The following is a 26626-nucleotide window of genomic DNA, read 5'->3' on the forward strand; positions in this document are numbered from 1 at the left end:
GAATTTTCCGCATGTCCATCACCATTCCCATCCGCAACGACATGGGCGCGCCTAAGTCGCGCCTCGTCGTGCCTGCTGGCGCCACGCTGACCAGCCTGCCGCCCCTTTCCGTCTACGTCCACGTGCCCTGGTGCGTGCGCAAATGCCCTTACTGCGATTTCAACTCGCATGCCGCGCCAGGCGAAATTCCCGAGCGCGCCTATCTGGACGCGCTGCGCAGCGACCTGGAACAGTCGCTGCCGTCCATCTGGGGCCGGCAGGTGATATCCGTCTTCATCGGCGGCGGCACGCCCAGTCTGCTGTCGGCCGCCGGCCTGGACGAGCTGCTGGCGATGTTGCGGGCGTACCTGAACCTGTGGCCCGACGCCGAGATCACGATGGAGGCCAATCCGGGCACGGCCGAGGCCGGCCGTTTCAGGGACTACGCGGCCAGCGGGGTCACGCGCTTTTCGTTGGGCATTCAGAGCTTTGACGACGCCCAGTTGAAAAAGCTGGGCCGCATCCACGATGCCGCGCAGGCCCGCGCGGCGATCGACATGGCGCAGCGGGCGGCGCCCCGCGTCAACCTGGACGTGATGTTTGCCTTGCCCGGCCAGACGCTTGAGGCCTGTACGGCCGATCTGCGCGAGGCCATATCGTTCGGCACCGAGCATCTGTCGCTGTACCACCTGACGATGGAACCGAACACGGTCTTCGCAAAGTTTCCGCCCGAGGACCTGCCCGACGATGACACCAGCGCCGCCATGCAGGACGCGGTGGAGGCCGAGCTGGCCGCGGCGGGGCTGGCGCGCTACGAGGTCTCGGCCTACGCCAAGCCCGGCGCCCGGAGCCGCCACAACATGAATTACTGGGAATTCGGCGACTACCTGGGCATCGGTCCGGGCGCGCACGGCAAGCTGTCGTTCCATGACCGCATCGTGCGCGAGGCGCGCCTGAAAAACCCCGATTCCTGGATGCAGGCCGCGATGGCGCGCGATGGCAGCCACCTGGCCGAAAGCCGCCACGTCGGTCCGGACGAGCTGCCGTTCGAGTTCATGCTCAATGCGTTGCGCCTGAAAGACGGCGTGGCGGCGACGGCGTTCAACGAACGCACCGGTTTGTCGCTGGCCGTCATTGCGCACCAATTGGAGGCAGCCTCGAAAGGGGGCTTGCTGGACGCCGATCCCACCCGCCTGCGGGCAACCCCGCTGGGCTGGCGCTTCCTCAATGACCTGCAGGAAATGTTCCTGTAAGGTGCAAGCACCAAGATGGGGCGATCGTGCCCCACCTTTTGCACCATAGTGGTGCTACATTTCCCCAAGACCGACCTGCCTCCCCCCGGGAATACCGGGGTTAAACCTGGCACGCTTATTGCTTCCCTCTTTTATGCCAGTCGACGGGCAAAGCCCTCGACCCTTTTATCTAATGGAGATGACATGGCAAGCCCGAAAGACGTCCTGAAACAGATCGCCGATAACGAAGTGAAATTCGTGGATTTCCGCTTTACCGATACGGTTGGCCGTGAGCACCACGTTTCCGTGCCCACCACTGCTATCGATGAAGACAAGCTGGAAAGCGGGCAGGCTTTCGACGGTTCGTCGATTCCGGGCTGGAAGGGCATCGAAGCCTCCGACATGCTCCTCATCCCCGACTGCTCCACCGCCAACCTGGATCCGTTCCGCGAAGAGCCGACCCTGATCCTGTCGTGCGACGTGGTCGAACCGTCGGACCTGAAGGGCTATGACCGTGACCCGCGCTCGCTGGCCAAGCGCGCCGAAGCCTACCTGAAGTCCTCCGGTCTGGGCGACACCGCCTACTTCGGTCCGGAACCCGAATTCTTCGTGTTCGACGGCGTGACCTGGAACACCGACATGTCGGGCACGTTCGTCAAGATCAAGTCCGAAGAAGCGCCGTGGTCCACGGGCCTGGAATTCGAAGGCGGCAACACCGGCCACCGTCCGGGCGTGAAGGGCGGCTACTTCCCCGTTCCGCCGGTCGATTCGTTCCAGGACATGCGTTCGGAAATGTGCCTGCTGATGGAACAGATGGGCGTGCCGGTCGAAGTGCACCACCACGAAGTGGCGGCCCCCGGCCAGCTCGAAATCGGCACCAAGTTCAGCACGCTGGTCCAGCGCGCCGACTGGACGCAGATCGTCAAGTACATCGTGCACAACGTGGCCCACGCCTACGGCAAGACCGCCACGTTCATGCCCAAGCCCATCGTTGGCGACAACGGCTCCGGCATGCACGTCCACCAGTCCATCTGGAAGGACGGCCAGAACCTGTTCGCGGGCAACGGCTACGCCGGCCTGTCTGAATTCGCCCTGTACTACATCGGCGGCATCATCAAGCACGCCCGTGCCCTGAACGCCATCACCAACCCCGGCACGAACTCGTACAAGCGTCTGGTCCCGCACTTCGAAGCGCCCGTGAAGCTGGCTTACTCGGCCCGCAACCGCTCGGCTTCGATCCGCATTCCGTACGTTGGCAACCCGAAGGGCCGCCGCATCGAAACGCGCTTCCCGGATCCCCTGGCCAACCCGTACCTGGCTTTCTCGGCCCTGATGATGGCCGGCCTGGACGGCGTCCAGAACAAGATTCACCCCGGCGATCCGGCCGACAAGAACCTGTACGACCTGCCGCCGGAAGAAGACGCGAAGATCCCGACCGTCTGCGCCTCGCTGGAAGAAGCGCTGGAAGCCCTGGACAAGGATCGCGAGTTCCTGACCCGTGGCGGCGTGTTCAGCAACGACATGCTCAACGCCTACATCGACCTGAAGATGGCCGATGTGACGCGTCTGCGCATGACGACGCACCCGGTCGAATTCGACATGTACTACAGCCTCTGATGTCTTGAGGCCGTGGCTGGGGGGAGCGCGATGATGTAGGCAGAAACCAGGGCCCACACCACGCGCACCACCAGGTAGCCGCCCGATGAATTGCCCGCCCGGCGCCGCGCCGGCGGGCAGGGCGTCGGGCCGGCTCGCCCGTCGCGGACGCGTTCCGCTTTCCCCTGTCCATTCGGGTACGTTGAAAATGAATGTTGAAGCTCTCGATCTGCTAGCCACGTCAGTTTTCCTGGTCAACGAGCGCGGCCACATCGAATACGCCAACGCAGCCGCCGAGGACCTTTTCGGCCGTTCGCGCAAGCAACTAGGCGGGCACTCAGCCGCCACCCTGTACGACAACCCTGAGAATATCCAGTCATCGATCGACCGCGCCGCGGGCGGCAGGTACGCCGACGTGAGGCAACTGGCCTCGTTGCGCCGCGCCACCGAATCCGTGGAAGTCTCGGTGACCACCGTGGGACTGACCGGCCAGCGCTGGCCGGTACTGATCGAAACGCGCGAAATCGAGCAACGCGTGCTGGCCGACCGCAACCACCGGCTGGTGGACGAGATCGAAGCCCACCGCGAACTGCTGCGCAATCTGGCGCATGAAGTCAAGAATCCCCTGGGCGGACTGCGCGGCGCCGCACAGTTGCTGGAGGCCGAGCTGCCCAGCGCGGCCCTGGCCGAGTACACCCAGGTCATCATTTCGGAAGCCGACCGCCTGCAGGCGCTGGTGGACCGCCTGAGCGGTCCGCAACGTGTGCCGCTCAATGCGCGGCCGGTGAATATCCATGAAATCTGCGAGCGCGTCTGCGCGCTGATCCAGGCCGAGTTCCGCAACGACGTCACGATCCAGCGCGACTACGACGCCTCGGTGCCGGACCTGAAGGGCGACGCCGCCCGCCTGATGCAGGCCGTGCTCAACGTTGCACGCAATGCCGCGCAGGAGCTGGTGGCGCGTCCGCAAGGTCCGCAGACCGAACCCGGCGTGGTGACGCTGCGCACGCGTGTCGCGCGGCAGGTCATGCTGGCGCACCGTCAGCACCGCCTGGCGCTGGTGCTGTCAATCATCGACAACGGTCCTGGCGTGCCGGAACACATCCGCGACCGCATCTTCCACCCGCTGGTCACGGCCAGGGCGGGCGGCACCGGCCTGGGCCTGAGCCTGGCGCAGGACTTCGTGCAACAGCACGGCGGCATCATCGAATTTGAATCCCGACCGGGGCGCACCGAGTTTCGCCTGGTCCTCCCGATGGAGCCCGCAAACTGATGAAACCCGTATGGATCGTCGACGACGACCAGGCCATCCGCTGGGTCCTCGAAAAGGCCCTGGCCCGCGCTGGCGTCCCCACCCGCAGTTTTTCCCAATCGGCCGACGTGCTGGAGGCGCTTTCGCGTGAAACGCCCGTGGCGCTGGTGTCCGACATCCGGATGCCCGGCGGCAACGGCCTGGAGCTGTTGCGCCAACTGAAAGAGCGCCATCCCGGCCTGCCGGTCATCGTGATGACGGCGTTCGCCGACCTGGACAGCACCGTGTCCGCGTTTCAGGGCGGCGCGTTCGATTACCTGGCCAAGCCGTTCGACGTGAACGAGGCGGTCGCGCTGATCCAGCGCGCCATGCAGGAATCGGCGCAGCCCGAAAGCCCGGAGGGGCAGGGCGAGGCGTCGCAGAACAACGAGCGCTGGATGATGACGCAATCGTCGTCCACCGCCATGCAGGAAGTCTTTCGCGCGATCGGCCGGCTGGCCCAGTCCAAGGTCACCGTCCTGATCACCGGCGAGTCCGGCACCGGCAAAGAGCTGGTGGCCCGCGCGCTGCACGGCCACGGCGTGCGTGCCAGCGGACCGTTCGTGGCGCTGAACGCCGCGGCCATCCCGCGCGACCTGCTGGAAGCCGAACTCTTCGGCCACGAGCGCGGCGCCTTCACCGGCGCCAACAATCTGCGCCGCGGACGCTTCGAAGAGGCGCACGGCGGCACCTTGTTCCTGGACGAAATCGGCGACATGCCGATCGAACTGCAGACGCGCCTGTTGCGCGTGCTGGCCGAGGGCAGCTTCTATCGTGTGGGCGGCGCGCAACCCGTGCGCGTGGATGTGCGCATCGTGGCCGCCACGCACCAGCCGCTGGAGCAGCGGGTCGAGCAGGGGTTGTTTCGCGAAGACCTGTTTCACCGCTTGAACGTGATCCGGCTGCGGCTGCCGCCGCTGCGCGAGCGTGTCGAGGACATTCCCGCGCTGGCCCAGCACTTCCTGACCGCCAGCGCGCGCACGCTTGGCGTGCCCGTCAAGCGGCTGACGCCCGAGGCGCTGGCCGTGCTGACCAAGTTCGACTTTCCCGGCAACGTGCGCCAGCTTGAAAACTTCTGCCATTGGCTGACGGTGATGGCGCCCGGCCAGACGGTGGACCGCGTGGACCTGCCGCCCGAGATCCGGGCCATGGAACACCAGCCGCAGCCGGGCGCGGCGGCGCCCTTGCGGGCCGCCCCGCCCGTCGCGGGAGTGGGCACCGTGGTGCAAGCCGGCGCGTACGCCGAGCAAGCCGCAGGCGACGCCGCGCCGCGCAATTGGCAGGATTCGCTGCTGCGCGACGCGCAGTACCGGCTGGAGCGCGGCGAACCGGCCGTCATGGCGACGCTGACCCGCCAGTTCGAGAAAATCCTCTTGCAAAGCGCGCTGGACGCCAGCCGCGGGCGCCGGGTGGAAGCCGCCTCCCGTCTGGGGATCGGCCGCAATACCATCACGCGCAAGCTGCGCGAGCTGGGCATCGAAGACGAATAGCCGTGCAATGGGCCGGTCCGGTGGACCGGTCTATAGCCCGAGCAGGCTCTCGCACAGACGCGGGGACTTCAGCTTCTGCAGCCACCACTTCATGGCCTCGCCCGGCGGCTCCGCCCGCCAGGCGTAGGCTACGTGTTCCGTCAGGGACATGCCCTCATCGGTCTCACACACCACCAGCAGACCCTGCGCCAGGTAGGGCGCGGCCAGCGTTAGCGGCAGATAGCCGCAGCCCAGGCCGCGCACCTGCGCCTCGATCTTGGCCTGCATCGACGGCATCACCAGCGTCGGCTGATCCGACAGAATGCCGCGCGACTGCACGGGCAGGTTGCGTGAGGTGTCGGCAATAACGACCGCGCAGTAGCGCGTGATCTCGGCGCGGCTAAGCGGCTGGGGCAGGGCGGCCAGCGGATGGTTCGCCGCCACACAGAACCCGAATTGCATCACGCCGATCGCCTGCGAGCGATAAGGGCCCGTCGGCTCGCCCGCCGCGCCCGCACCGATCACCAGGTCCGCGCGCCCTGAGGTCAGCGCATCCCAGTTGCCGCTCAGGACTTCGGTGGAGAAACGCAGCGTCGTGGCGCTGCCCACCGCATGGAATTCATCGATCAGGTCATAGATGGGCCGCCACGGCAGCACCGCGCTGACCGCAATGCGCAGCTGCACCTCCCACCCGGTCGCGATGCGCTTGACCCGGCTGGCCAGTTCGTCCAGCGACTGCAGCAGATGCCGGCCGTCCTTGAGCAGCGCCTCGCCCGCTGGCGTCAAGAGCGCCCGATGCCCCGATCGGTCAAACAGCAGCACGTCCAGGCCGTCTTCGAGCTTGCGGATGGAATACGTGACGGCGGAGGGCACCTTGCCTAGTTCGCGCGCGGCCTTGGCGAAGCTGCCGTGGCGCGCGATGGCGTCAACGAGGACGAGGAGTTCGGGCGTGATGGGCTGCATGGAAGGGGGCGAAAAGTGGGGATTCAAAAAATTTGAATGAAGTCATCAAAATATAGCGCCAAAACCGGCGGTCGGGGCGCGCAGAATATCACTCATGCCGGGATTGCAGACAAACGGCAAGGCAGAAAGCCCAGCCAAGACGCAGCCCTAACCATTCATATTATTGAAACAGGAGTTCACCATGCTTACGATCCGCCGCGCTGCTGAACGGGGTCACGCCAACCACGGATGGCTCGATTCGTTCCATACCTTCTCCTTTGCCAACTACTACGATCCGGCTCACATGGGCTTTGGCGCGCTGCGCGTGATCAATGACGACCGCATCGCCGCGGGCCGCGGCTTCGGCACGCACGGTCACCGGGACATGGAGATCATCACGTATGTGCTGGATGGCGCGATCGCTCACAAGGACAGCATGGGCAGCGGCTCGGAAATCCAGCCCGGCAACGTCCAGCGCATGAGCGCCGGCCGCGGCGTGATGCACTCGGAGTTCAATCCCCGCCCCGATGCCGAAACGCACATGCTGCAGATCTGGATCGAGCCCAACGTGACTGGCATTGCGCCGGAATACGAAGAGCGCGCCTTCAGCGATGCGCAAAAGCGTGGCCGTCTCCAGGCCCTGGTGTCGGGCGACGGCATCGATGGATCGATGAAGATCCATCAGGACGCGCGTCTTTACGCTGGCCTGTTCGATGGCGACGAGTCAGCCTCGCTGCCGCTGGCCGCCGGCCGCCGCGCCTGGGTCCATGTTGCCCGCGGCAGCGTGACCGTCAACGGCGCCGCGCTCAATGCCGGTGACGCCGTGGCGATCACCGACACCGGCAGCGTCGAGCTGTCGGGCGGCAAGGACGCCGAAGTGCTGGTGTTCGACCTGGCCTGACGCCATCCGGCGGGCGGATCCTGGAATCCGCCCGGCTTACCCGATTACCCCCATTACCTGCACCGAGGCCATTAAGATGGCCCCAGGCCAATCCATTGCGGAGCATTGCACCATGTCGACCCTGTCCCAAGCCGGCGAAAGCCAGATCGAAACCGTCGTGGTGCCGCGCACCAGCGACCTGGGCGGATTCTCCGTCCGCCGCGCCATCCCTTCCATGCAGCGCCGCAGCGTCGGTCCGTTCGTCTTCCTGGACCAGATGGGTCCGGCGGACTTCGACATCGGCGCCGGCATCGACGTGCGGCCGCATCCGCATATCGGGCTGTCCACCGTCACCTACCTGTACGAAGGCTCCATGGTCCACCGCGACGGGGCAGGCAACACGCAAACCATCCTGCCCGGTGAAGTGAACTGGATGACCGCCGGCCGCGGGATCGTCCACTCCGAACGCTCCTCGCCGGAAAGCCGCCTAGCGCCGCAGCGGCTCTCGGGGCTGCAGATCTGGGTTGGCCTGCCCAAGGCGCACGAAGAAACCGATCCGGGTTTCGTGCATTACGGCCTGGATGCGCAGCCGGTGGTCGAAGGCGAGGGCGTGCGTGCCCAGGTCGTCGCCGGTTCGATGTTCGGCAAGACCTCGTCGGTCAAGACGTTGTCGCCTCTCTTCTACGGCGACCTGCAACTGCAACCGGGCGCCACGACGGTGCTGCCGGCCGAGCACGAAGAACGCGCGGCCTATCTGGCCAGTGGCACGGTGGAAATCGACGGCCAGGAATACGAGAGCGGTCGCCTGGTGGTGTTTGCCCCGGGCAAGCCGGTGCAGATCCGGGCCAAGACCGCCGCGCGCTTCGCGCTGCTTGGCGGCGAGCCGCTCGACGGTCCGCGCTTCGTGTGGTGGAACTTTGTGTCCAGCAGCAAGGACCGGATCGAACAGGCCAAGCAGGATTGGCAACGCACGCGCTTCGATCAGATCGTGCCCGGCGACGAGACCGAATACATTCCGCTGCCGGAACCGCGCAACTGAGCGGGGCGGGATGACAATGCGTGAAGGGCGGCGCAATGCCGCCCCATGATCGTGTAACTTTTATCGTTTATTTTTAAGGGTTACACTGTCGCCGGAGATCACCATGAACACCAGCCACGCACCCGAATTCCGACAACTGGGCGACCACGTCGCCCTGGACATGATCAACACTGTCGAGCAGAGCAGCGCCGGCCCCGTCGACCGATGGCAGTCGGATGCGGACGTGGCGGGCTGGCTGTCGCTAGCGGGTGTCGCCGCCGCGCAGGGCGCCGCGCCGTCCGGTTTGCTGGAAAGCGCGCGCGGCCTGCGCGAAACCGTGCGAGAGCTGGTCGCCCAGCGCAAGGCGCACGCACCGCTGGCGCTTTCCGCGCTGAATCGCGCGCTGGCGGCGGGCGGCAGTCGCCTCGAGCTTGCGCCGGCAGACGATGGCAGCCTGGTGGTGTCGCGCCGTTATCCCTCGCAGACGGCGGCGCAATGGCTGCTGCCGGTGGCAGAGGCGGCCGCCGATCTGCTGGCGCATGGCGACTTCGGCCTGGTACGCAAATGCGAAAGCGATGCGTGCTCGCTCTGGTTCTACGACCGAACGCGCTCGCACAAGCGGCGCTGGTGCAGCATGGCGTTGTGCGGCAACCGGCACAAGGTGGCGGCGTTCCGGCAGCGCGAGGCGGCGGACGCCAGCGCCAAGGCGAAATGACAACGATCGATGGTTTCCAGCCCGGCTCATGCCGGGCTTTTTCATCGCCGCGCCAAATCATCCTTGTGTAACCATTAAAGCCGATGTTGACAGGTTACGCAAAATGCGTAGACTGTGCCGTGAAGCTTCGAAACCCCATCGTCATTCCTTGCCCGAATACCGGAGATCCTCATGAACGCCCAGCCCGACCACACCGTCCACTACCGCCATGCGCAAGCCGACGGCCTGCGCTTTTTCTATCGCGAAGCCGGCGACCCGCAAGCGCCCGTGCTCCTGCTGCTGCATGGCTTTCCCACGTCGTCGCATCAGTTCCGCAATGTCATCCCGCAACTGGCCGCGCACTTTCGCGTCATCGCGCCCGATCTGCCCGGCTTTGGCTTCACCGAAGTCCCGGCCGAGCGCGGCTACCGCTACACCTTCGACAACCTGGCCAAATCGCTGGAAGCGTTTGTGGACGAACTGGGGCTGACCCGCTACGCGATGTATTTCTTTGACTACGGCGCGCCGACCGGATTGCGGCTTGCGGTGGCGCACCCCGAGCGCGTGACCGGCCTCGTGTCGCAGAACGGGAACGCGTATCTCGACGGCCTGGGCGACGCGTGGGCGCCCATCCGCGCCTACTGGAACGACCCGTCGCCCGCCAACCGCCAGACCATTCACGACGCCATCCTGAACTTCGAAGGCACCAAGTGGCAGTACGTGCACGGCGTGGCGGATCCGGACAGCGTCGCGCCCGAAGGGTATACGCTGGACGCGGCCCTGCTTGAACGGCCGGGCAACAAGGACATCCAGCTCGATCTGTTTCTGGACTACGCGAACAACCTGACGCAATACCCCGCGTTCCAGGCGTTCTTCCGTCAGGCCCAGGTGCCAACGCTGGCAATCTGGGGGCGCAACGATCCGTTCTTCATTCCGCCGGGCGCCGAGGCCTATCGGCGCGACAATCCGGATGCCGTGGTTGAACTGCTGGACACGGGCCACTTCGCGCTGGAAACTCACGGCCAGTACATCGCCCAGCGCATCATCGATGTGTTGGGGCGCTGACCGGCAAGGGCGGCTCGATGGTTTCCCCGGCCGGATGTCACGGCAGGAGCCCGAATGACGCGCCACTTTGACGACCTGCAGCTGGGCAGCATCGAGATGTTCTGCCTGGCGGCGGAACTCAGCAGTTTTACCGCGGCCGCCAACGCCGCGGGTGTGACGCCGGCGGCCGTCAGCCGCAGCGTCTCGCGGCTGGAGGCGCGGCTGGGCATCCGGCTGTTCGTGCGCAGCACCCGGCATATCCGCCTGAGCGACGAAGGACGCGCCTACTTCGAGCAGGTGCGCCCGGCCATTGCGCAACTGGTCGACGCCGAACGCCAGGTGGGCGGGCAGGGCGCGGCGGGGCGCCTTCGCATCAGCTTGCCCACGCCCTATGCGCATTACCGCGTCCTGCCGCTGCTGCCCGCGTTTCGCGACAAGTATCCCAACGTGGACGTGCACGTCCACATCAGCAACCGCAATGTCGATTTTGCCGATGACGGCTATGACCTGTCGGTGCGCGGGCGCGCGCCCGACGACTCGGCGCTGATCGCGCGCAAGCTGGAGGATGCGGAGCTGGTGGTGGTCGGCGCGCCCGAGTACCTGCGCCGGCGCGGCACGCCGCAAGCACTGGAGGATCTGACCGCGCACGATTGCATCCAGTTCGACCGGCCCAGCAGTGGCCGCCGCATTCCGTGGACGTTTCAGGTGGACGGCGAAGCGGTCGACATCGTGACCGACGGCGCCTATGGCACGGGCGAGGATGTGCTGGGCGGCGTGACGTTGGCCCGGGCGGGCGCCGGGCTATTCCAGACGTATCGCTTCGTGGTCGAGGACGACCTGCGCGAGGGCAGGCTGATCGAAGTGCTGCAGCAACATGGCGGCAGCACCCGGCCGTTCGTGTTGCTGTACCCGCATGCCCGGCACGTATCGCGCCGGGTGCGGGCGTTTGTCGATTTTCTGGTCGACAAGCTGGCGGACTGAGCGAGGTCAGCGGCCTTTCAACTGCGCGATCACCACCAGGATCACTGCCGCGTTGCCCGGCTGCTGCGCAACCGAATTGGCGGTGCGCGCGTGGCCGGCCTTATCGCCGAGCACGCGCGCGAACAGGCCGGATGCGCCATCCAGCACGGTGGGCTGATCCAGAAAGCCCGGCGCGCTGGCCACATAGCCTTCGACACGGACAAGGTGGTCCAGCCGGTCGAAGCTGCCGGTGTGCTGGCGAATCTGCGCCAGCACGTTCAGCGCGGCAAGTTCGGCGGCCTGCCGGCCCTGATCGACGGTAAGCTCCGCGCCCACTCGGCCCTGCCACACCACGCGCCCGTCGCGCAGGGGCAATTGGCCCGAGATGAACAGCAGGTCGCCCGCCTGGCTGGCGGCGGTGTACTGGCCCAGTGGCTGAGGGGCGGGCGGAAGGGCCAGGCCTAGGTCGGCCAGTCTGGCTTCAATGGTCATAGCGATCTCTTAGCATTGGGACGCCCGCCGCGCGGCGGGCGTCCGCTGGGGTTTGCTACCAGTGGCCGGCGGCGGCGCCGCCATCGACCGGAAGGATCGCGCCGGTGGTGTAGGCCGAGTCGGTCAGGTAGGTCACCGCCCCGACAATGTCCTCCACCTTGCCCATGCGGCCGGCCGGCTGCAACGAATTCAGGAAGCCGAACGTGGCCGGATCGTGCATCGGCGTCTCGATGATGCCGGGCGCCACCGCGTTGACGCGGATGTTCCTGTCCGACAATTCGATGGCCAAGGCCCGTGTGGCGTGATTCAGGCCGCCCTTGATCAGCACGGGCAGCAGAGCGGGGACCCGGCTGCTGGGCTGCATGGCGATGCTGGCCGTGATGTTGACGATGTGGCCCTCGCGGTTTTCGGACATATGCCCCGCCGCCTGCTGGGTGATGTGAAAGAAGCCCTTCAGGTTGGTGTCGATGATGCGGTCCAGGTCTTCGTCGGTGTACTCGCCCAGCGGCTTGGGAATGAAGATCCCGGCGTTGTTGACCAGCACGTCGATGCGGCCAAACCGCTCGGTGGCCTGGCGCACGATGGCGCGGGCGGTGCTGGCCAGCGCGATGTCGCCGGCGACAGCCAGGAAGCGGTCGGGCAGGCCCAGTCCTTCGTGCGCCAGGCGCTCCGCGGCCGCATCCAATCCCTGCTGGCTGCGGGCGTTGCCCACCACGTTGTCGCCGCGGCGCAGGTATGCCTGCGCCAGGGCAAATCCGATTCCGCTGGACGCGCCCGTGATCACTACAGTCTTGTTCGACATTTCAATACTCCGGTTTGGCTTTTGGGATGCCTGCGCGCTCAGACAGTGAGACGAACTATAGGAGCCGGCGGCCGGGCAATAAACGCCCGTGGCGGAACATGAATTGATACGTGGCGGAACAAGCGCGGGCGTCGCCGCTGGGCGGCGGCGCCGTCCGGCGATAAGATGCGCTACCCGTGCATCAACAACAAACGGGAGGGAGACATCATGCGTTGCAATACCCATCATGCGCTGCGCGGATTGGCCGCGCTGGCGTTGATCCAATGCGCCATGCCGGCGCACGCCGCCGGCTATCCGGCCAAGCCCATCACCTTCATCGTGCCGTATACCGCCGGCGGGACCACCGATCTGGTCGCGCGCACGGCGGGACAGAAGGTGGCCGAGAAACTCGGGCAGCCTGTCATCGTCGAGAACCGTCCCGGGGCGGGCGGCAACATCGGGATGGATGCCGTGGCCAAGGCGGCGCCGGACGGCTACGTCATCGGCTTTGGCGCGATCTCGACGAATGCGCTCAATCCCTTCGTGTACCCGAAGATGCCGTTCGATCCGACCAAGGATTTCACGGGAATCAGCATGCTGGGCGCGTCGTCCGTGGTGCTGGAGGTGGGGCCGTCCGTGAAGGTGGACAGCGTCAAGGATCTGGTGGCCTACGCCAAGGCAAATCCCAACACGTCGTACGGCACGCCCGGCACGGGTACGTCCATGCACCTTGCGGGGGTGATGTTCGACCAAGTGACCGGGGCAGGCATGCAGCACGTGCCGTACAAGGGCAGCGCCCAGGCCTTGAACGATCTGCTGGGCGGGCACCTGCCCGTGATGTTCGACAATCTGCCCGCGTCGCTGCCGCACATCAATGCGGGCAAGATCCGCGCGCTGGCGGTGACGGGCAGCAAGCGTGCGCCGGCGCTGCCAAACGTGCCGACGCTGGCCGAACTGGGCTATTCAGGGGCGGTGGTGGATCCGTGGTTTGCGGTGTATGGGCCGGCCGGCATGTCGCCCGAGGTGACGCGCGCGTTGAGCGAAGCCTTCCAGGCGGCGCTCGCCATGCCGGACGTCAAGGACAAGCTTGAGAAGGCCGGCTTCATGCCCTATGGCTCGACCCCGCAGGAAGTCGAGCGTCTGACGCAAAGCCAGCATGAGGCCTTCAAGGCCTTGTCGCAGAAGGTGAAGCTGTCGGCGGACTGAACCGCCAGGCGCGGTCCCGGCACGGCTGGCGCCGGGGGCGCCGGGGACCCGGCTAGCGGCCGCGCGCCAGCGCCTGTTCGCGCTGCTCTTCAAGCGCCTCGCGGCGGATGAAGTCGCGCACGAAGGCGTCGGCCGGGTGATGGTGCAGGTTGTAGGGCGTGTCCCACTGCGCGATACGGCCCTTGGCCATCACCCCGATGCGGTCGGCGATGGCGAAGGCTTCGGCCTGGTTGTGCGTGACCAGGATCGCGGTGTGGCCCGTGGTCTTCAGGATCTCGCGCACCTCGAAGGCCAGGCGCTCGCGCGTGTCCACGTCCAGGTTCGAGAACGGTTCGTCCAGCAGCAGCAGGTCGGGCGACGGCGCCAGCGCGCGCGCCAATGCCACGCGTTGCTGCTGGCCGCCGGAGATCTCGTGGGGATAGCTGCTGGCAGCATGCGCCAGGCCGACGAGTTCCAGCATTTCTTCGACGCGGCGGGCGCGATCCTGCCGCGACAGCTTGCGCAGTCCGAACGCCACGTTCAGGCCGACGGTCAGATGGGGAAACAGCGCGTAGTCCTGGAACATCATGCCCACGCGGCGCAGCTCGGGCGCAACCTGTTCAGTGGGCGATGAGATGACCGTGCCGTCCAGCAGGATGCGGCCGGCTCGCACCGGCTCGAAGCCGGCAATGGCGCGCAGCACGGTGGTCTTGCCGCAGCCGGATTCGCCCAGCAGGCAGCCGATGTGGCCGGCGGGCAGGCCCAGCGACAAGTCCTGCACGATCGGCTTGACGCCCGCAGGCGTCTCGTAGGCGAGGGAGATATGGTCGATTTCTAACAGATCGGGCACGATGATCAATGTCCCATTTTCAGATTGGTGCGCGCCAGCAGGATGACCGGCAGCAGGCCGGCCAGGACGATGGCCAGCGCGGCCACGGCGCCTTCTTCGTACGTGCCGCGCGCGGCTTCCGCGTACAGCCACGTGGCGAGGGTGTCGAAATTCATGGGGCGCAGCAGCAGCGTGGCGGGCAGTTCCTTCATGGCATCCACGAACACCAGCAGCGCGCTGGCCGCCAGCGCCGGCCGCAGCAGGGGCAGGTGGACGCGGCGCAGGGTGCCTGCCGACGTTTCGCCCAGGAGGCGCGAGGCCTGCTCGAGCGACGGCGGGATGCGCGCCAGCCCGGCTTCCACCGCCCCGGTCGAAATCGCCAGGAAGCGGATGGCGTAGGCGCAGACCAGCGCGCCCATCGAGCCCATCAGGAACAGGCCCGTGCCGCCGAAGACGCGCGCGACGGCGGTGTCGATCCACACGAACGGGGTGAGAAGACCAATGGCCAGCACGGTGCCGGGCACCGCGTAGCCCAGGCTGGCGACGCGGGCGCACGCGCGGCCCGGGTTGAACCCGGCGCTTTCGCGCAGGCTGCGGCCCGCCCACGCAACGATCAGGCCGCACAGCAGGGTGACGACCGTGGCGCTGGACGCGACGATGAGGGTGTTGGTCAGGCCGCCGAACAACTGGTCCGAGACGCCGCCCACCAGATGCAGGCGCTTGTAGGTTTCCACGACCAGATACAGCGCCGGCGCGGCGAAGCCCACCAGCACCGGAATCCAGCCCAGCACGGCCGCCACCGCGGCAGCGGGGCCGCGCAGCCGGCGCGGCTGCATCGGACGCATGCGCTGCGTGTTGGCATAGCGCTGCCGCTTGCGGCCATGGCGTTCCAGCAGGATCAGCCCGATGACGATCGCCAGCATGGTCAGCGCAATCTGCGCCGCGCCGGCCAGGTCCGAGCGGGTCACCCAGGTGGTGTAGACGGAGACGGTCAGCGTTTGCACCCCGAGAAATTCGGAGGCCCCGATATCGTTCAGCGTTTCGAGCAGCGCCAGGCTCACGCCCACCACGATCGCGGGACGGGCAAGGGGCAGGGCGACGCGGCAGAACACCGCCACACGGCCCGCGCCCAACGTCCGGGCCGCTTCAAGCAGGCCGGCCGCCTGCGTCATGAACATGACGCGGGTGCTCAGGTAGACGTAGGGATACAGCACGAAGCCCAGCACGAAGATGGCGCCGTAGATGGAACGCAAATCGGGCAGGCGGAACTCGCGCGGGCTGTCGTAGCCCAGCAGGGCTCGGATCGCCGACTGGATGGGGCCGATGGGATGCAGCAGGTCCAGATAGGCGAACGCGATGATGTAGGTCGGCACGGCCAGGGGCAGCAACAGCGCCCAGGTCAGCATCCGGCGCGTCGGAAATTCGTAAGCGGTCACCAGCCACGCGGCCCCGGTGCCCAGCAACGTCACGACGATACCCACGCCGGCCAGCAGCATCACCGTGTTCGCCATTGCCTGCGGCAGCACATAGCTGGCCAGGTGCTGCCAGTGTCCAAGGCTGCCGCCCAGCGCCCACCAGCCCAGCGTCAAGACCGGCGCAAGCACCGCCAACGCGATCAGGCCGGCGCCGACCAGCCAGCCGGTTCCGCGTTCAGACCAGCGCAGCCGCAGCGGCCTGGGCAAGGATTCTGTATACATGCTTCAAAGTCGGTTGCATCAAAGTCAAGGCCTGTTCCCCCCAAAAAGCGGGAACAGGCCCTACGCGCGGCCCCGCTTCAGGGGCCCGCGCGTGTCGTTGCCGTGGTCACGCGCTGCACGCCGGCAGCGCGGTGCGGCAGCTTATCAGTTATCGAAGCCGACCTTGTCCACCAATTCGCTGGCTTGCTTGCGATGCTTGGCGATCTCGGTCAGGGGCAGGGGATCGACCTTCAGTTCACCGAAGCTTGCGATCACCGGGTCCAGCTTCACGCCCTTGCGGACGGGGTACTCGTAATTGGCTTGGGCGTACATGGCCTGGGCGGGTTCGGACACCAGGAAGTCCAGCAGCTTGACGGCGTTGGCCTTGTTGGGGGCGTGCGCCGCGACCGCCGCGCCGCTGACGTTCACGTGCGTGCCGCCGCTTTTGGCGTTGGCGAACGTCGGGCGGATGACCTTGATGGCGTCGCCCCACTTGCGGGCGTCGGTGCCGGGCTCGGCGTTCTTCATGTGGCCGACGTAGTAGGCGTTGGCCAGGCCGATGTCGCAAATGCCGCCCAGGATGTCGCGCGCCACGTCGCGGTCGCCGCCGGCGGCCTTGCGGGCCAGGTTGGCCTTGACGCCGCGCAGCCACTTTTCGGTGGCTTCGGCGCCGTCATGCGCGATCATGGAGGCGACCAGCGCGGTGTTGTAGGGGTGCTGGCCCGAGCGGATGCAGACCTTGCCCTTCCACTTGGGGTCGGCCAGGTCTTCGTAGCGGAAGGCTTCGAGCTTCAGGTCCTTTTCGACGTACAGCACGCGGTCGCGCAACGACAGGGCATACCATTTGCCATCGGCGCCGCGCAGGTTGGCGGGAATGACCGAATTGAGGGTGTCCGACTTGACGGCTTGCGTCACGCCGCCGTCCACCAGGTCGAGCAGGTTGCCGATGTCCACGGTCATCAGCACGTCGGCGGGCGACTTGGCGCCTTCAGCCTTCACGCGCTCGAGCAGGCCGTCCTTGACGAAGACGGTGTTCACCTTGATGCCGCTTTCCTTGGTGAAGGCATCCAGCAGCGGCTGGATCAGCTTGGGTTCCCGGGTGGTGTACAGGCTGACTTCCTCGGCGGCGTTGGCCGACACGGTGAAGGCGGCGGCGCCAGCCAGCGCGAGCGCGCGCAGCAGCGAATTCAATTGGGGACGATTGATCATGAGGGGGAACTCCAGCTAGGGCCGAAACGAATTTGTTGCCGCGCGCCTGCCGCGCTCAGGGGGCGCCGCCACGCAAAGCAGTCTGCTAACGAAAATGATTATCAAAAGAGAGAGCGACAATAACAGGAAGCATTGCGCCGTTCAACTGCTCGTAAGCCGTCCCTGCAAGACGTTGATCCCCGTCAACTTGGAATAAGGGTATTACGGAATAATGAGAGCAGTTATCAACGAGACCTTGTAGAATAGGGACAACCCTAATGCCGACCGCGGCTTTTTTTTGCGGCTCGGAATGACCTCCGCGGCGCAGCCGGGCCCCGTCCGACCACCGTCCGCCCTTACTGAATACGACATGGCTGCTTTCAACACAGAGCGCGTACTTAGCGTGCACCACTGGAACGACACCCTGTTTTCCTTCACCACGACGCGTGACGCGGCCTTGCGGTTCCACAATGGCCACTTCGTGATGATCGGCCTCGAAGTCGAAGGCAAGCCGCTGCTGCGGGCCTACAGCATCGCCAGCGCCAACTACGAAGAAAACCTCGAATTCCTCAGCATCAAGGTGCAGAACGGCCCGCTCACCTCGCGCCTGCAGCACCTGAAAGAGGGCGACACCATCCTCGTCAGCCGCAAGCCCGTCGGCACGCTGGTCGTCGACGACCTCAAGCCCGGCAAGCATCTGTTCCTGTTCGGCACCGGCACCGGCCTGGCGCCCTTCATGAGCATCATCAAAGACCCGGACGTCTACGAACGCTTCGACAAGGTCATTCTGGTGCACGGCGTGCGCTGGGTCAGCGAGCTGGCCTACGCCGACTACATCGAGAACGAACTGCCGAACAACGAATTCTTCGGCGATATCGTGCGCGACAAGCTGGTGTACTACCCCACCGTCACGCGCGAGCCTTTCCGCAATCAAGGCCGCATCACCGAACTGCTTGAAAACGGCAAGCTCTGCGCCGACATCGGCATTCCGCAGATCAACCCCGAAACCGATCGCGCCATGATCTGCGGCAGCCCGCACATGCTGGCCGACATCAGCGCCATGCTCGACAGCCGCGGCTTCACTGTGTCGCCGGGCGTGGGCCAGCCGGGCGACTACGTCGTCGAACGCGCCTTCGTGGACAAATAAGCCAGACGGCTTCCGTTCACGGCTTCAACGAACAACCCATCGCACATCGCGATGGGTTGTTTGTTTTGGCGTGAAGCGGCAACGCCACGCCTGGCGTGAATCATTCGGGCTGAATGCCTGCCTTCTTGATGATCTCGCCCCACTTCTTGGACTCGGCTTGCTGGAACGTGGCCAGTTCCTCGGGCGACGAGCTGGCGGCGTCCGTGCCGGTCTGCGCATAGAACTGTTGCGCGGCCTTGGCCTTGGTGGCATTGACCAGCAGTTCGTTCAGGCGCTTGACCACGTCGGGCGGGGTGCCGGCCGGCGCGTAGGCGGCGAACCAGTAGCCCATTTCGTAGCCGGGCACGCCGGCTTCCGCGATGGTGGGCACGTCGGGGGCCAGCGGCGAGCGGGCCTTGCCCGTGACGCCCAGCGCACGAAGCTTGCCGGACTTGACCTGCGGCAGACCCGTGGCCGTGTCGGTGATCATCATGTCGATCTGGCCGCCCAGCAGGTCGGTAACCGCGAGCGGATTGCTCTTGTACGGCACGTGCAGCAGTTGCACATTGGCCATCTGCTGCAACAGCTCGCCGGCGATGCGGCTGCTGGAGCTGCCGCTGCCAAAGCTCAGCTTGCCCGGCGACTGCTTGGCCTGCGCCAGGAAGTCGCCCACCGTCTTGGCGGACGAACTGGGGTTGACCACCATGATCTGCCCACCCTTGCCCAGCAGTGTGAGGGGCGCGAAATCCTTGACGGGATCGTAGGTCAGCGACTTGTACAGGTGCTCGTTGGCCGCGTGCGTGGTGTTGGTGGTGATGAGCACGGTATAGCCATCGGGCGTGGCGCGGGCGCCGGCGGCCGCGCCGATCATGGCGCTGGCGCCGGGCTTGTTCTCGATCACGACCGCCTGTCCGGTCTGCTCGGTGACGCCCTGGCCGATGGCCCGGCCGATCTGGTCGGTCGCGCTGCCGGCCGCGAACGGCACGATGAAAGTGATGGGCTTGGCGGGAAATTGCGCCATGGCCGAGAAGGGCAGGGCGGCGGCCAGCAGCAGGGCCAGCCGGCCCTTGGTAGTGATGCGCATGTATGTCTCCTGTGGTGTTTTTTTATCGGAACTGAAATCAGGCGGCCGCGGGACGGTCGCCGGGTATGTCTGGCAGCCGGCTCGCCAGCTCGGGGCTGACCTCCACCGTCATGTCCAGCAATCTGAAAGACAGGCTCTTGCCATGGGTGTCCAGGTTCAGCGCGTCGTTGACGCCGCCATCCAGCACACCCTCCAGCACGAAGTTCATGGCATTGAGCATCGGCAGCGCATACCGCGTCACGCGTTTCGGGTGGCGGTAAGCGAACCATTGCGCCACGCGCGATTCGGTCACTTGCGCGGTCAGCACGTCAAAGCATTCGGGGTCCCAGGCGATGAGGCTCAGGTTCGAGATATCGCCCTTGTCCCCGGAGCGGCTGTGAGCCAGCCGGTACAGCGGCACGGCGAGCAGGGGCTGGTTCATGGCGCGATCTCCTCCAGGAAGGTCCAGCCGCTCTTTACGGCTTCGCGGGGAATGGTGCAGGACATCATGTTCAGGCGCGGGCGCAGGGCGGTGCGCACGCCGCCGCCGCCCGCCGGTCCGCAGGTATAAAGCGCGGTCACTTCGCGTAGCACGCGTTCGGCTTGTGCGCGGTCGGCGTTTTCAGTGGCCAGCCGCAGCCGCACGTCGCGGGCATGGCTATCGGCAAGCGCGCGGCGCATTTCCCCGGCGTCGTCGCCCAGGATGCTGATGGCGCCAATCAGGTCCGCCCGCAGCTTGAAATCCGCGCCCAGGCGCTTCTGGACGATGTCGGCTGCCAAGCGGGCGCGCGCCTCGGCCTGCACGCCTGCATACGAGATTTCCGCTTCGGCCAGCCAGCCGCCGCGATAGCAGACGTTCACCTTCAGTTCCGGCGGCCGCGCGTGGCCGGTGATGCCGTGAACCGCGACCCGATTGCCGCCCAGCTCGACCACGCGCGCCTGGCTCAGGTCAGCCACCACGTCGGGCGTCAGGTAGCGCGCCGGATCGTGCACTTCATAAAGCAGTTGTTCCTTCACCGTGCGCGCATCGACCGCGCCGCCCGTGCCGTCGGCCTTGCCGATCACGAACTCGCCGTCGGCCTGGATCTCGGCGATCGGGAAACCGGCCGCGTGTACGTCGGGAACCTCTTTCAGCCCCGGGACGCAGAAGTAGCCGCCGGTGACCTGCAGTCCGCATTCCAGCATGTGGCCCGCCATGGTGGCGCGGCCCAGACGCGGCCAGTCGGCCGGATCCCAGCCGAAATGCGCCAGCGCCGGGCCGAGCGTCAGCGAAGGGTCCGCCACGCGGCCGGCGACCACGATCTGCGCGCCGGCGGCCAGCGCCTCGGCGATTTCGGTGGCGCCCAGGTATGCGGTGGCGCTGACGATGTCCAGGCCGTCCAGCGCCGCACCCAGGCGCTGCGCCAACAAATCGCGGTGTTCGGCGCCATTGAGCGCGTCGCCGTGCACGACGGCGATACGCGGCACGGGCAGGCCCTGTTCGCACGCCAGTTCGGCGATACGCCGCGCGGCGGCGGGCGGATTGGCCGCGCCGAAATTGCTGACGATGTTGATGCCGTGGCGCAGGCAATCGGCCAGGATCGGCCCCACCAGCTCGTCCAGCAGCGGTTCATAGCCGCGGTTCGGGTCGTCGTTGCGAGCCAGCTGCGCCAATGCCAAGGTGCGTTCGGCCAGCGTCTCGAAGATCAACGTGCCGCCGCCTTGGGCGGCCAGGGTGCGGACCACGGCCGCGGCGCCATCGCTGCGGTCGCCGGAAAATCCGGAGGCGCAGCCGATGAGCAAGGGAGTTTGAGACATGAGCAGTCCAGGCGCGTTCAGGGTTGGGACGACTATAGGCAAGGCACGATCATCCGTAAAATAGAAAAATCGGATCGATTAATACAAGAAACCCATGAATCTATCGTCCCGCCAATTGCGCGCCTTCGTGGCCCTGGCCGATGAACGGCACTTCACGCGCGCCGCGCAGCGCTGCCACCTGACGCAGCCCGCGTTCAGTGCGCTGATCCGGTCGCTGGAAGACGCCGCCGGCGTGCGGCTCTTTGATCGCAACACGCGGCACGTGGAGCTGACTGCCGAAGGCCGTGTGCTGGATGCGACCGCGCGCCGCCTGCTGGCGGACATGGACCTGGCAATGGGCGACCTGCGCGACCTGGCGGACCGGCGCCGGGGCAGGGTAACGCTGGCCGCGCTGCCGTCGCTGGCGGCGGGTTGGCTGCCCGATCTGCTAGCGCGGTTCCAGCAGGATCACCCGGGCATCGTGCTGGATCTGCGCGATGCCTTGCTCGATCCGTGCCTGGACATGGTGCAAAGCGGCGTGGCCGATTTTGCCGTGGCCTCGCGGCGGCCGGACATGACGGATCTGGACAGCGAATTCCTGCACACGGACCGCTACTTTCTGGTGTGCCGCGCGGACCATCCCCTGGCTGGCCAGTCGCGCGTGCGGCTGCGCGACGTGCTGCGCCATCCCATCATCCAGCTTGCGCGCGGCAGCAGTGTGCGCAAACATCTGGACGAAGCATTGGGCGCCGAGGCGCCGTTGCCGGTTTTCGAGGTTGAACACCTGGCGACCGTCACGGGCCTGGTGCGCGCAGGACTTGGCGTATCGGTCGTACCCGCCATGACGCTTTTTCATTTCCGCAGCGCCGATCTGCGTATCGTGCCGCTGGCGGGCCGCGCGTTGACGCGGCCGCTTTACCTGGTGCGCCGCAAGGGCCGCAGCCTGTCGGTGGCGGCGCAGGCGCTGGCCGATCTGCTGATCGCGCATCGGGGCGATATCGGCGGCGCCGGTCATCCGGCGGGTGCGCCGGATCAGACCTAGGCCATCTTTACGGCAATACGCCACTTTCGCAAACGTCTATTGCTGATTAAACTTCGATAGTTGTAGCTTCTATCCGTCACCAGAAGGATTCCGCCCATGAGCAAGCAAATCATTCATACCGACAGCGCGCCTGCCGCCGTTGGCCCTTACTCGCAAGCGGTTGCCGTCAGCGGCACCAAGACTGTCTACCTATCGGGCCAGATTGGCCTGGAGCCCGGCACCGGCGACCTGGTCTCTGAAAACTTCGACGCGCAGGTGCGTCAGGCATTTGCCAACATGCAGGAAGTCATCAAGGCTGCAGGCGGCACGCTGGACAACGTGGTCAAGCTCACGCTGTTCCTGACCGACCTGGGCAAGTTCACGGCGGCCAACGCCATCATGGCCGAGATCATCCCGCAGCCGTTCCCGGCGCGTTCGACGATCGGCGTGGCCAGCCTGCCCAAGGGCGCCCAGTTCGAAGTCGAAGCGATCATGGTCCTGTAAGGCGCGCCCGGACGTTTCATACCAGGGGTTCGTTCCTACATGCCGGCCGCAGCCGTGGCCTCCAAACGTACCGGCGCCGACAAGAACGGCGCCGGCAAGGCGATGACGGATACGGAGCGCAAGCTTCGTAACCTGGGCTTGGTGCTGCCCGAGGATTTCGTGCTGCACCTGCCGCTGCGCTACGAAGACGAAACGCGCGTCATCCCGATCAGTTCGCTTCGCCCGGGCTTTGCCGGCCAGGTTGAAGGCGAGATCACCAAATCCGAGGTCCTGTACCGGCCGCGGCGCCAACTGACCGCCACCTTGGCGGACGACAGCGGCGAACTGCAATTGCGCTGGCTGAATTTCTATCCCAGCCAACAGAAACAAGTCACTGTCGGCAAGCGGCTGCGCGCCCGTGGCGAAGTGCGCGGCGGGTTGTTCGGACGCGAGATGGTGCATCCGCGGCTGACCAACGCCGATTCGCCCCTTCCGACCGCCCTGACGCCCGTCTACCCCACCACTGAAGGATTGCCGCAGCCGGCCTTGCGGCGCGCCATCGCGCAGGCGCTCAATACCGCGGACCTGTCCGACACCCTTCCGGACGAGGCGCGCGCCCGCTACGACCTGCCGCCCTTCGAGCCCGCCATCCGTGCGCTGCACACGCCTGCGCAGGGCGAATCCGAACAGGCCTTGCTGGATCGCGTGCACCCGGCGTGGCGGCGGATCAAGTTCGACGAACTGCTGGCGCAGCAGCTGTCGCTTGCCGCCGCCCGTGCGGCGCGCCGCATCAAGGAAGCCGAGTCACTGCCGGCGCAGAACGGGGCAGGGGGTCTGGTCGCCCGGTTGTACGAAACGCTGCCGTTCAAGCTGACTGGCGCGCAGCAGCGTGTCGTGCAGGAGATCTCGGCGGACCTTGCCAAGCCGTATCCCATGCATCGCCTATTGCAGGGCGACGTGGGTAGCGGCAAGACCGTCGTGGCCGCCATCGCGGCCGCGCAGGCCATTGCAGGCGGCGCGCAGGTGGCGCTGATGGCGCCCACGGAAATCCTGGCCGAGCAGCACTTTCGCAAACTGGTGTCCTGGCTGCAGCCGCTGGGCGTGAATGTCGCGTGGCTGAGCGGCAGCCTTTCGGCCAAGGCCCGCCGGGAAGCCGCCGCTGCGGCAGCTGACGGCAGCGTGCAGCTTGTCGTCGGCACGCAGGCGCTGATCCAGGACCATGTCGAATTCCACCGGTTGGGCCTGTCCATCGTGGACGAACAGCATCGCTTCGGCGTCGGCCAGCGCCTTGCCCTCACGCGCAAGGGCGAGACCGTGCGCGGCCGCATCGTGCCGCATCAGCTCAACATGAGCGCCACGCCCATTCCGCGCACGCTTGCCATGACGTTCTTCGCGGATCTGGACGTGTCCGTGATCGACGAGCTGCCGCCCGGACGCAGTCCCGTGGTAACCAAGCTGGTCTCCGACGCGCGCCGGGAAGAGGTCATTGCCCATATCGCGCAGGCGGCGCGCGGCGGCCAGCAGGCCTATTGGGTCTGTCCGCTGGTCGAGGAAAGCGAGGCCCTTGAACTGCAGACCGCCGTCGACACCTACGAGGGCATGCGCGCCGATCTGCCGGACCTGCGGATCGGACTGGTGCACGGCCGCCTGCCGCAAGCCGAGAAGGCGTCGGTGATGCAGGCTTTCCGCGACGGCGAGATCGATCTGCTGGTCGCCACAACCGTCATCGAAGTCGGGGTCGACGTGCCCAATGCGTCGTTGATGGTGATCGAACACGCCGAGCGATTCGGCCTTGCCCAGCTGCATCAGCTGCGCGGGCGGGTGGGGCGCGGCACGGCCGAGTCCGTTTGCGTATTGCTCTACCAGACGCCGCTGTCCCAGGTTGCGCGAGAACGCCTGCGCGCCATGTTCGAGACCTCCGACGGCTTTGAGATCGCGCGGCGCGACCTTGAGCAGCGCGGTCCCGGCGAATTTCTGGGAACGCGCCAGTCCGGCATGGCGCTCCTGCGCTTTGCGGATCTGGAAACCGACGCGGCGATTGCCGAAGACGCGCGCGATGCCGCCGTGTGGCTGCGCGCCGAGCATCCAGACGCCGTCCAGGCCCACCTGGCCCGCTGGATGCGCGGCCGCGAAGACTTCCTGCGGACCTGACATGCGGCCCGACATTCACCTTGAATCCTCTACCGCCGGCCTCGGAGCCGGCGCATAACCCCGGGGGCGTAGTCCACCATGACTCTCACCGAACTGAAGTACATCGTCGCCGTCGCCCGCGAGCGGCACTTTGGCCGCGCGGCCGAGGCCTGTTTCGTCAGCCAGCCGACGCTGTCCGTGGCCATCCGCAAGCTGGAAGACGAATTGGGCGTGACCCTGTTCGAGCGCGGCGGCTCCGAGGTCGGGGTGACGCCCATCGGCCAGCGCATCGTCGCGCAGGCGCAGAAGGTGCTGGAAGAAAGCGCCAGCATCAAGGAGATCGCCCGGCAAGGCCACGACCCGCTGGCCGGCCCGCTGCGCGTTGGCGTCATCCACACCATCGGTCCGTACCTGCTGCCCAAGCTGGTGCCCGTGCAGATCGGCCGCACGCCGCAGATGCCGCTGCTGCTGCAGGAAAACTTCACGGTGCGGCTGGTGGAACTGCTGCGCCAGGGCGAAATCGATTGCGCCATCATGGCCTTGCCGTTGCCCGAAGCCGGCCTGGTCATGCAGCCGCTCTACGACGAGCCCTTCGTCGTGGCGGTGCCCAACGATCATGAACTGGCCAAGCGCAAGGCCATCGATGCCCAGGATCTGAAGCAGCAGACCATGCTGCTTTTGGGCAGCGGCCATTGCTTCCGCGATCAGGTGCTTGAAGTCTGTCCCGAACTGTCGCGCTTCTCGGCGGCCAGCGACGGCATCCAGCGTACCTTCGAAGGCTCTTCGCTCGAAACCATTCGCCACATGGTCGCGGCCGGGATCGGCGTCACCGTGCTGCCCGTGACCGCCGTGCCCGAGAACCCGCCCTCCAACAGCCTGTTGCGCTACCTGCCGTTCGAAGGTCATGTGCCCGAGCGCCGCGTGGTGCTCGCCTGGCGGCGCAGCTTCCCGCGTCTGGCGGCGATCGAGGCGCTGGCGCAAGCCGTCTATGAATGCGATCTGCCGGGCGTGAAGATGCTGGCCGGCGAAGCGGCTGCGGTGCAGGATTGAGCGGCCGCGGCCGCCGGTGCGCGGCGCGTCTTTGCGCCGCGTCAATCGGTCGCAGGCCATATTGAGAACGGCTTTGTCTCAACACCCGTTCTGTCGTGTTTGCAGTGGTATTCTTATTTCCGCCTTTTTCCATAGGAGCTAGCAATGGCCAAGTCCACCAAGAAGACCTCGAGCGTTCCGCGCATCAACATCGGTATTTCGGACAAGGACCGCGCCGCGGTTGCCGGTGAACTGTCCAAGTTGCTGGCCGATTCGTACACGCTGTACCTGATGACGCACAACTTCCACTGGAACGTCACGGGGCCCATGTTCAACACGCTGCACCTGATGTTCATGACGCAGTACACCGAAGAATGGAATGCGCTGGACAGCATCGCCGAGCGCATCCGCGCGCTGGGCCACTACGCGCCGGGCACGTACCGCGAATACGCCAAGCTTTCCTCGATCGCCGAGCCGGACTCGGTGCCGGACGCGCTGGAAATGGTGCGCCTGCTGGTCGACGGCAACGAATCGGTCGCCAAGACCGCGCGCGCCGCCTTTGAAAAGGCCGACGCCGCCAACGACCAGCCCACGGCCGACCTGCTGACGCAGCGTCTGGACGTGCACGAAAAGAATGCGTGGATGCTGCGCAGCCTGCTGCAGTAATCCGATGGCCGTTTTCCCGTCACGGGGAGGCGGCCGTCGCGATACGCGCCAATATATTGGCCGTCCTGATCGGGCG

The 26626-nt window shown here is 66.3% G+C and carries 25 protein-coding genes; 16 read left to right on the forward strand and 9 right to left on the reverse strand.

Annotation, left to right across the window (positions count from 1 at the left end; genetic code table 11):
• Positions 1-11 precede the first annotated feature (11 nt).
• The 4 genes from hemW to ntrC all read left to right on the forward strand — a co-directional run bounded on the left by hemW (position 12) and on the right by ntrC (position 5588).
• A complete protein-coding gene (gene hemW / locus QEP15_RS12025) occupies positions 12-1232 on the forward strand; it encodes a radical SAM family heme chaperone HemW (protein ID WP_280148811.1) in 1221 nt (406 codons plus the stop codon).
• A gap of 183 nt (positions 1233-1415) precedes the next feature.
• Positions 1416-2828 (forward strand): type I glutamate--ammonia ligase, encoded by a 1413-nt coding sequence (glnA, locus tag QEP15_RS12030; RefSeq protein WP_056317488.1) that lies wholly within the window; start codon positions 1416-1418, stop codon positions 2826-2828.
• 187 nt (positions 2829-3015) lie between these two features.
• The gene (gene glnL / locus QEP15_RS12035; RefSeq protein ID WP_056317491.1) at positions 3016-4080 is read left to right on the forward strand and encodes a nitrogen regulation protein NR(II); all 1065 of its coding nucleotides are present in this window, start codon (positions 3016-3018) and stop codon (positions 4078-4080) included.
• Positions 4080-5588, forward strand: a complete 1509-nt coding sequence (ntrC, locus tag QEP15_RS12040; protein ID WP_152384367.1) for a nitrogen regulation protein NR(I) — start codon at positions 4080-4082, stop codon at positions 5586-5588. The genes glnL and ntrC overlap by 1 nt, the downstream gene beginning before the upstream one ends.
• Positions 5589-5618: 30 nt before the next feature.
• On the opposite strand, the gene QEP15_RS12045 is transcribed toward ntrC, so the two are convergent.
• Complete coding sequence (locus QEP15_RS12045) at positions 5619-6530, reverse strand: LysR family transcriptional regulator (protein ID WP_152384368.1); 912 nt, start codon at positions 6528-6530, stop codon at positions 5619-5621.
• A gap of 181 nt (positions 6531-6711) precedes the next feature.
• Between QEP15_RS12045 and QEP15_RS12050 the strand changes: the two genes are divergently transcribed.
• From QEP15_RS12050 to QEP15_RS12070, 5 genes are all read left to right on the forward strand, one after another.
• Positions 6712-7410, forward strand: coding sequence for a pirin family protein (locus tag QEP15_RS12050; RefSeq protein ID WP_062841145.1), 699 nt, complete (start codon positions 6712-6714; stop codon positions 7408-7410).
• Between the two features lie 112 nt (positions 7411-7522).
• On the forward strand, positions 7523-8428 hold the full coding sequence (locus QEP15_RS12055; protein WP_063954930.1) for a pirin family protein: 906 nt from the start codon (positions 7523-7525) through the stop codon (positions 8426-8428).
• A gap of 103 nt (positions 8429-8531) precedes the next feature.
• Positions 8532-9122: a CGNR zinc finger domain-containing protein gene (locus QEP15_RS12060; RefSeq protein ID WP_280148812.1), complete on the forward strand. Its 591-nt coding sequence runs from the start codon at positions 8532-8534 to the stop codon at positions 9120-9122.
• A 171-nt stretch (positions 9123-9293) separates the two neighbouring features.
• Positions 9294-10166, forward strand: a complete 873-nt coding sequence (locus QEP15_RS12065; RefSeq protein ID WP_175155426.1) for an alpha/beta fold hydrolase — start codon at positions 9294-9296, stop codon at positions 10164-10166.
• A gap of 54 nt (positions 10167-10220) precedes the next feature.
• Positions 10221-11126 (forward strand): LysR family transcriptional regulator, encoded by a 906-nt coding sequence (locus QEP15_RS12070; protein ID WP_217618050.1) that lies wholly within the window; start codon positions 10221-10223, stop codon positions 11124-11126.
• 6 nt (positions 11127-11132) lie between these two features.
• Here QEP15_RS12070 and QEP15_RS12075 read toward each other — a convergent pair whose 3' ends face one another.
• Both QEP15_RS12075 and QEP15_RS12080 read right to left on the reverse strand, forming a co-directional pair.
• Entirely contained in the window at positions 11133-11597 is a 465-nt protein-coding gene (locus tag QEP15_RS12075; RefSeq protein WP_217618049.1) for a RidA family protein, read from the reverse strand.
• A gap of 55 nt (positions 11598-11652) precedes the next feature.
• Complete coding sequence (locus QEP15_RS12080; protein ID WP_217618048.1) at positions 11653-12399, reverse strand: SDR family NAD(P)-dependent oxidoreductase; 747 nt, start codon at positions 12397-12399, stop codon at positions 11653-11655.
• A 207-nt stretch (positions 12400-12606) separates the two neighbouring features.
• Here QEP15_RS12080 and QEP15_RS12085 point away from each other — a divergent pair, with 207 nt between their 5' ends.
• A complete protein-coding gene (locus QEP15_RS12085) occupies positions 12607-13584 on the forward strand; it encodes a Bug family tripartite tricarboxylate transporter substrate binding protein (RefSeq protein WP_062841199.1) in 978 nt (325 codons plus the stop codon).
• Positions 13585-13636: 52 nt separating this feature from the next.
• Here the strand turns inward: QEP15_RS12085 and QEP15_RS12090 are convergent, their stop codons facing one another.
• The 3 genes from QEP15_RS12090 to QEP15_RS12100 all read right to left on the reverse strand — a co-directional run bounded on the left by QEP15_RS12090 (position 13637) and on the right by QEP15_RS12100 (position 17277).
• Entirely contained in the window at positions 13637-14413 is a 777-nt protein-coding gene (locus QEP15_RS12090; RefSeq protein ID WP_056317520.1) for an ABC transporter ATP-binding protein, read from the reverse strand.
• Between the two features lie 5 nt (positions 14414-14418).
• Positions 14419-16089, reverse strand: a complete 1671-nt coding sequence (locus QEP15_RS12095) for an ABC transporter permease (protein ID WP_152384371.1) — start codon at positions 16087-16089, stop codon at positions 14419-14421.
• Positions 16090-16233: 144 nt separating this feature from the next.
• Positions 16234-17277 carry a Fe(3+) ABC transporter substrate-binding protein gene (locus QEP15_RS12100; RefSeq protein ID WP_062841138.1) on the reverse strand — a complete coding sequence of 348 codons (1044 nt, stop codon included), beginning with the start codon at positions 17275-17277 and terminating at the stop codon, positions 16234-16236.
• A 349-nt stretch (positions 17278-17626) separates the two neighbouring features.
• Here QEP15_RS12100 and QEP15_RS12105 point away from each other — a divergent pair, with 349 nt between their 5' ends.
• Positions 17627-18403, forward strand: a complete 777-nt coding sequence (locus QEP15_RS12105; protein ID WP_056317527.1) for a ferredoxin--NADP reductase — start codon at positions 17627-17629, stop codon at positions 18401-18403.
• A gap of 100 nt (positions 18404-18503) precedes the next feature.
• Here QEP15_RS12105 and QEP15_RS12110 read toward each other — a convergent pair whose 3' ends face one another.
• From QEP15_RS12110 to QEP15_RS12120, 3 genes are read right to left on the reverse strand one after another with little or no spacing between them, the layout of a single operon-like run.
• Positions 18504-19466 carry a Bug family tripartite tricarboxylate transporter substrate binding protein gene (locus tag QEP15_RS12110; protein ID WP_056317529.1) on the reverse strand — a complete coding sequence of 321 codons (963 nt, stop codon included), beginning with the start codon at positions 19464-19466 and terminating at the stop codon, positions 18504-18506.
• 37 nt (positions 19467-19503) lie between these two features.
• Entirely contained in the window at positions 19504-19887 is a 384-nt protein-coding gene (locus tag QEP15_RS12115) for an AtuA-related protein (protein ID WP_152384372.1), read from the reverse strand.
• Positions 19884-21242, reverse strand: a complete 1359-nt coding sequence (locus QEP15_RS12120) for an acyclic terpene utilization AtuA family protein (RefSeq protein WP_217618045.1) — start codon at positions 21240-21242, stop codon at positions 19884-19886. Before QEP15_RS12120 ends, QEP15_RS12115 begins: the two co-directional genes overlap by 4 nt.
• Before the next feature lie 94 nt (positions 21243-21336).
• Between QEP15_RS12120 and QEP15_RS12125 the strand changes: the two genes are divergently transcribed.
• From QEP15_RS12125 to QEP15_RS12145, 5 genes are all read left to right on the forward strand, one after another.
• Positions 21337-22263 carry a LysR family transcriptional regulator gene (locus QEP15_RS12125; RefSeq protein ID WP_280148813.1) on the forward strand — a complete coding sequence of 309 codons (927 nt, stop codon included), beginning with the start codon at positions 21337-21339 and terminating at the stop codon, positions 22261-22263.
• 96 nt (positions 22264-22359) lie between these two features.
• Complete coding sequence (locus QEP15_RS12130; protein WP_056317538.1) at positions 22360-22746, forward strand: Rid family detoxifying hydrolase; 387 nt, start codon at positions 22360-22362, stop codon at positions 22744-22746.
• 39 nt (positions 22747-22785) lie between these two features.
• Positions 22786-24876 carry an ATP-dependent DNA helicase RecG gene (gene recG, locus QEP15_RS12135; RefSeq protein ID WP_128830054.1) on the forward strand — a complete coding sequence of 697 codons (2091 nt, stop codon included), beginning with the start codon at positions 22786-22788 and terminating at the stop codon, positions 24874-24876.
• Positions 24877-24954: 78 nt separating this feature from the next.
• Entirely contained in the window at positions 24955-25905 is a 951-nt protein-coding gene (locus tag QEP15_RS12140) for a LysR substrate-binding domain-containing protein (protein ID WP_056317544.1), read from the forward strand.
• Between the two features lie 144 nt (positions 25906-26049).
• On the forward strand, positions 26050-26550 hold the full coding sequence (locus QEP15_RS12145) for a Dps family protein (RefSeq protein WP_063954941.1): 501 nt from the start codon (positions 26050-26052) through the stop codon (positions 26548-26550).
• The last annotated feature ends 76 nt before the right edge of the window (positions 26551-26626 follow it).

The organism is Achromobacter mucicolens, from assembly GCF_029866465.1.
GTDB classification, from domain to species: domain Bacteria; phylum Pseudomonadota; class Gammaproteobacteria; order Burkholderiales; family Burkholderiaceae_B; genus Achromobacter; species Achromobacter mucicolens.

Excerpts from the sequence above, each read along its gene's own strand:
- QEP15_RS12070 (WP_217618050.1), top strand. The coding sequence starts at position 10,221 with ATGACGCGCCACTTTGACGACCTGCAGCTGGGCAGCATCGAGATGTTC.
- QEP15_RS12050 (WP_062841145.1), top strand. The coding sequence starts at position 6,712 with ATGCTTACGATCCGCCGCGCTGCTGAACGGGGTCACGCCAACCACGGA.
- QEP15_RS12045 (WP_152384368.1), bottom strand. The coding sequence starts at position 6,530 with ATGCAGCCCATCACGCCCGAACTCCTCGTCCTCGTTGACGCCATCGCG.
- QEP15_RS12060 (WP_280148812.1), top strand. The coding sequence starts at position 8,532 with ATGAACACCAGCCACGCACCCGAATTCCGACAACTGGGCGACCACGTC.
- QEP15_RS12105 (WP_056317527.1), top strand. The coding sequence starts at position 17,627 with ATGGCTGCTTTCAACACAGAGCGCGTACTTAGCGTGCACCACTGGAAC.
- QEP15_RS12110 (WP_056317529.1), bottom strand. The coding sequence starts at position 19,466 with ATGCGCATCACTACCAAGGGCCGGCTGGCCCTGCTGCTGGCCGCCGCC.
- QEP15_RS12125 (WP_280148813.1), top strand. The coding sequence starts at position 21,337 with ATGAATCTATCGTCCCGCCAATTGCGCGCCTTCGTGGCCCTGGCCGAT.
- QEP15_RS12085 (WP_062841199.1), top strand. The coding sequence starts at position 12,607 with ATGCGTTGCAATACCCATCATGCGCTGCGCGGATTGGCCGCGCTGGCG.
- glnL (WP_056317491.1), top strand. The coding sequence starts at position 3,016 with ATGAATGTTGAAGCTCTCGATCTGCTAGCCACGTCAGTTTTCCTGGTC.
- QEP15_RS12080 (WP_217618048.1), bottom strand. The coding sequence starts at position 12,399 with ATGTCGAACAAGACTGTAGTGATCACGGGCGCGTCCAGCGGAATCGGA.
- QEP15_RS12065 (WP_175155426.1), top strand. The coding sequence starts at position 9,294 with ATGAACGCCCAGCCCGACCACACCGTCCACTACCGCCATGCGCAAGCC.
- ntrC (WP_152384367.1), top strand. The coding sequence starts at position 4,080 with ATGAAACCCGTATGGATCGTCGACGACGACCAGGCCATCCGCTGGGTC.
- QEP15_RS12120 (WP_217618045.1), bottom strand. The coding sequence starts at position 21,242 with ATGTCTCAAACTCCCTTGCTCATCGGCTGCGCCTCCGGATTTTCCGGC.
- QEP15_RS12145 (WP_063954941.1), top strand. The coding sequence starts at position 26,050 with ATGGCCAAGTCCACCAAGAAGACCTCGAGCGTTCCGCGCATCAACATC.
- QEP15_RS12140 (WP_056317544.1), top strand. The coding sequence starts at position 24,955 with ATGACTCTCACCGAACTGAAGTACATCGTCGCCGTCGCCCGCGAGCGG.
- hemW (WP_280148811.1), top strand. The coding sequence starts at position 12 with ATGTCCATCACCATTCCCATCCGCAACGACATGGGCGCGCCTAAGTCG.
- QEP15_RS12055 (WP_063954930.1), top strand. The coding sequence starts at position 7,523 with ATGTCGACCCTGTCCCAAGCCGGCGAAAGCCAGATCGAAACCGTCGTG.
- QEP15_RS12115 (WP_152384372.1), bottom strand. The coding sequence starts at position 19,887 with ATGAACCAGCCCCTGCTCGCCGTGCCGCTGTACCGGCTGGCTCACAGC.
- QEP15_RS12130 (WP_056317538.1), top strand. The coding sequence starts at position 22,360 with ATGAGCAAGCAAATCATTCATACCGACAGCGCGCCTGCCGCCGTTGGC.
- QEP15_RS12095 (WP_152384371.1), bottom strand. The coding sequence starts at position 16,089 with ATGTATACAGAATCCTTGCCCAGGCCGCTGCGGCTGCGCTGGTCTGAA.
- QEP15_RS12100 (WP_062841138.1), bottom strand. The coding sequence starts at position 17,277 with ATGATCAATCGTCCCCAATTGAATTCGCTGCTGCGCGCGCTCGCGCTG.
- recG (WP_128830054.1), top strand. The coding sequence starts at position 22,786 with ATGCCGGCCGCAGCCGTGGCCTCCAAACGTACCGGCGCCGACAAGAAC.
- glnA (WP_056317488.1), top strand. The coding sequence starts at position 1,416 with ATGGCAAGCCCGAAAGACGTCCTGAAACAGATCGCCGATAACGAAGTG.
- QEP15_RS12075 (WP_217618049.1), bottom strand. The coding sequence starts at position 11,597 with ATGACCATTGAAGCCAGACTGGCCGACCTAGGCCTGGCCCTTCCGCCC.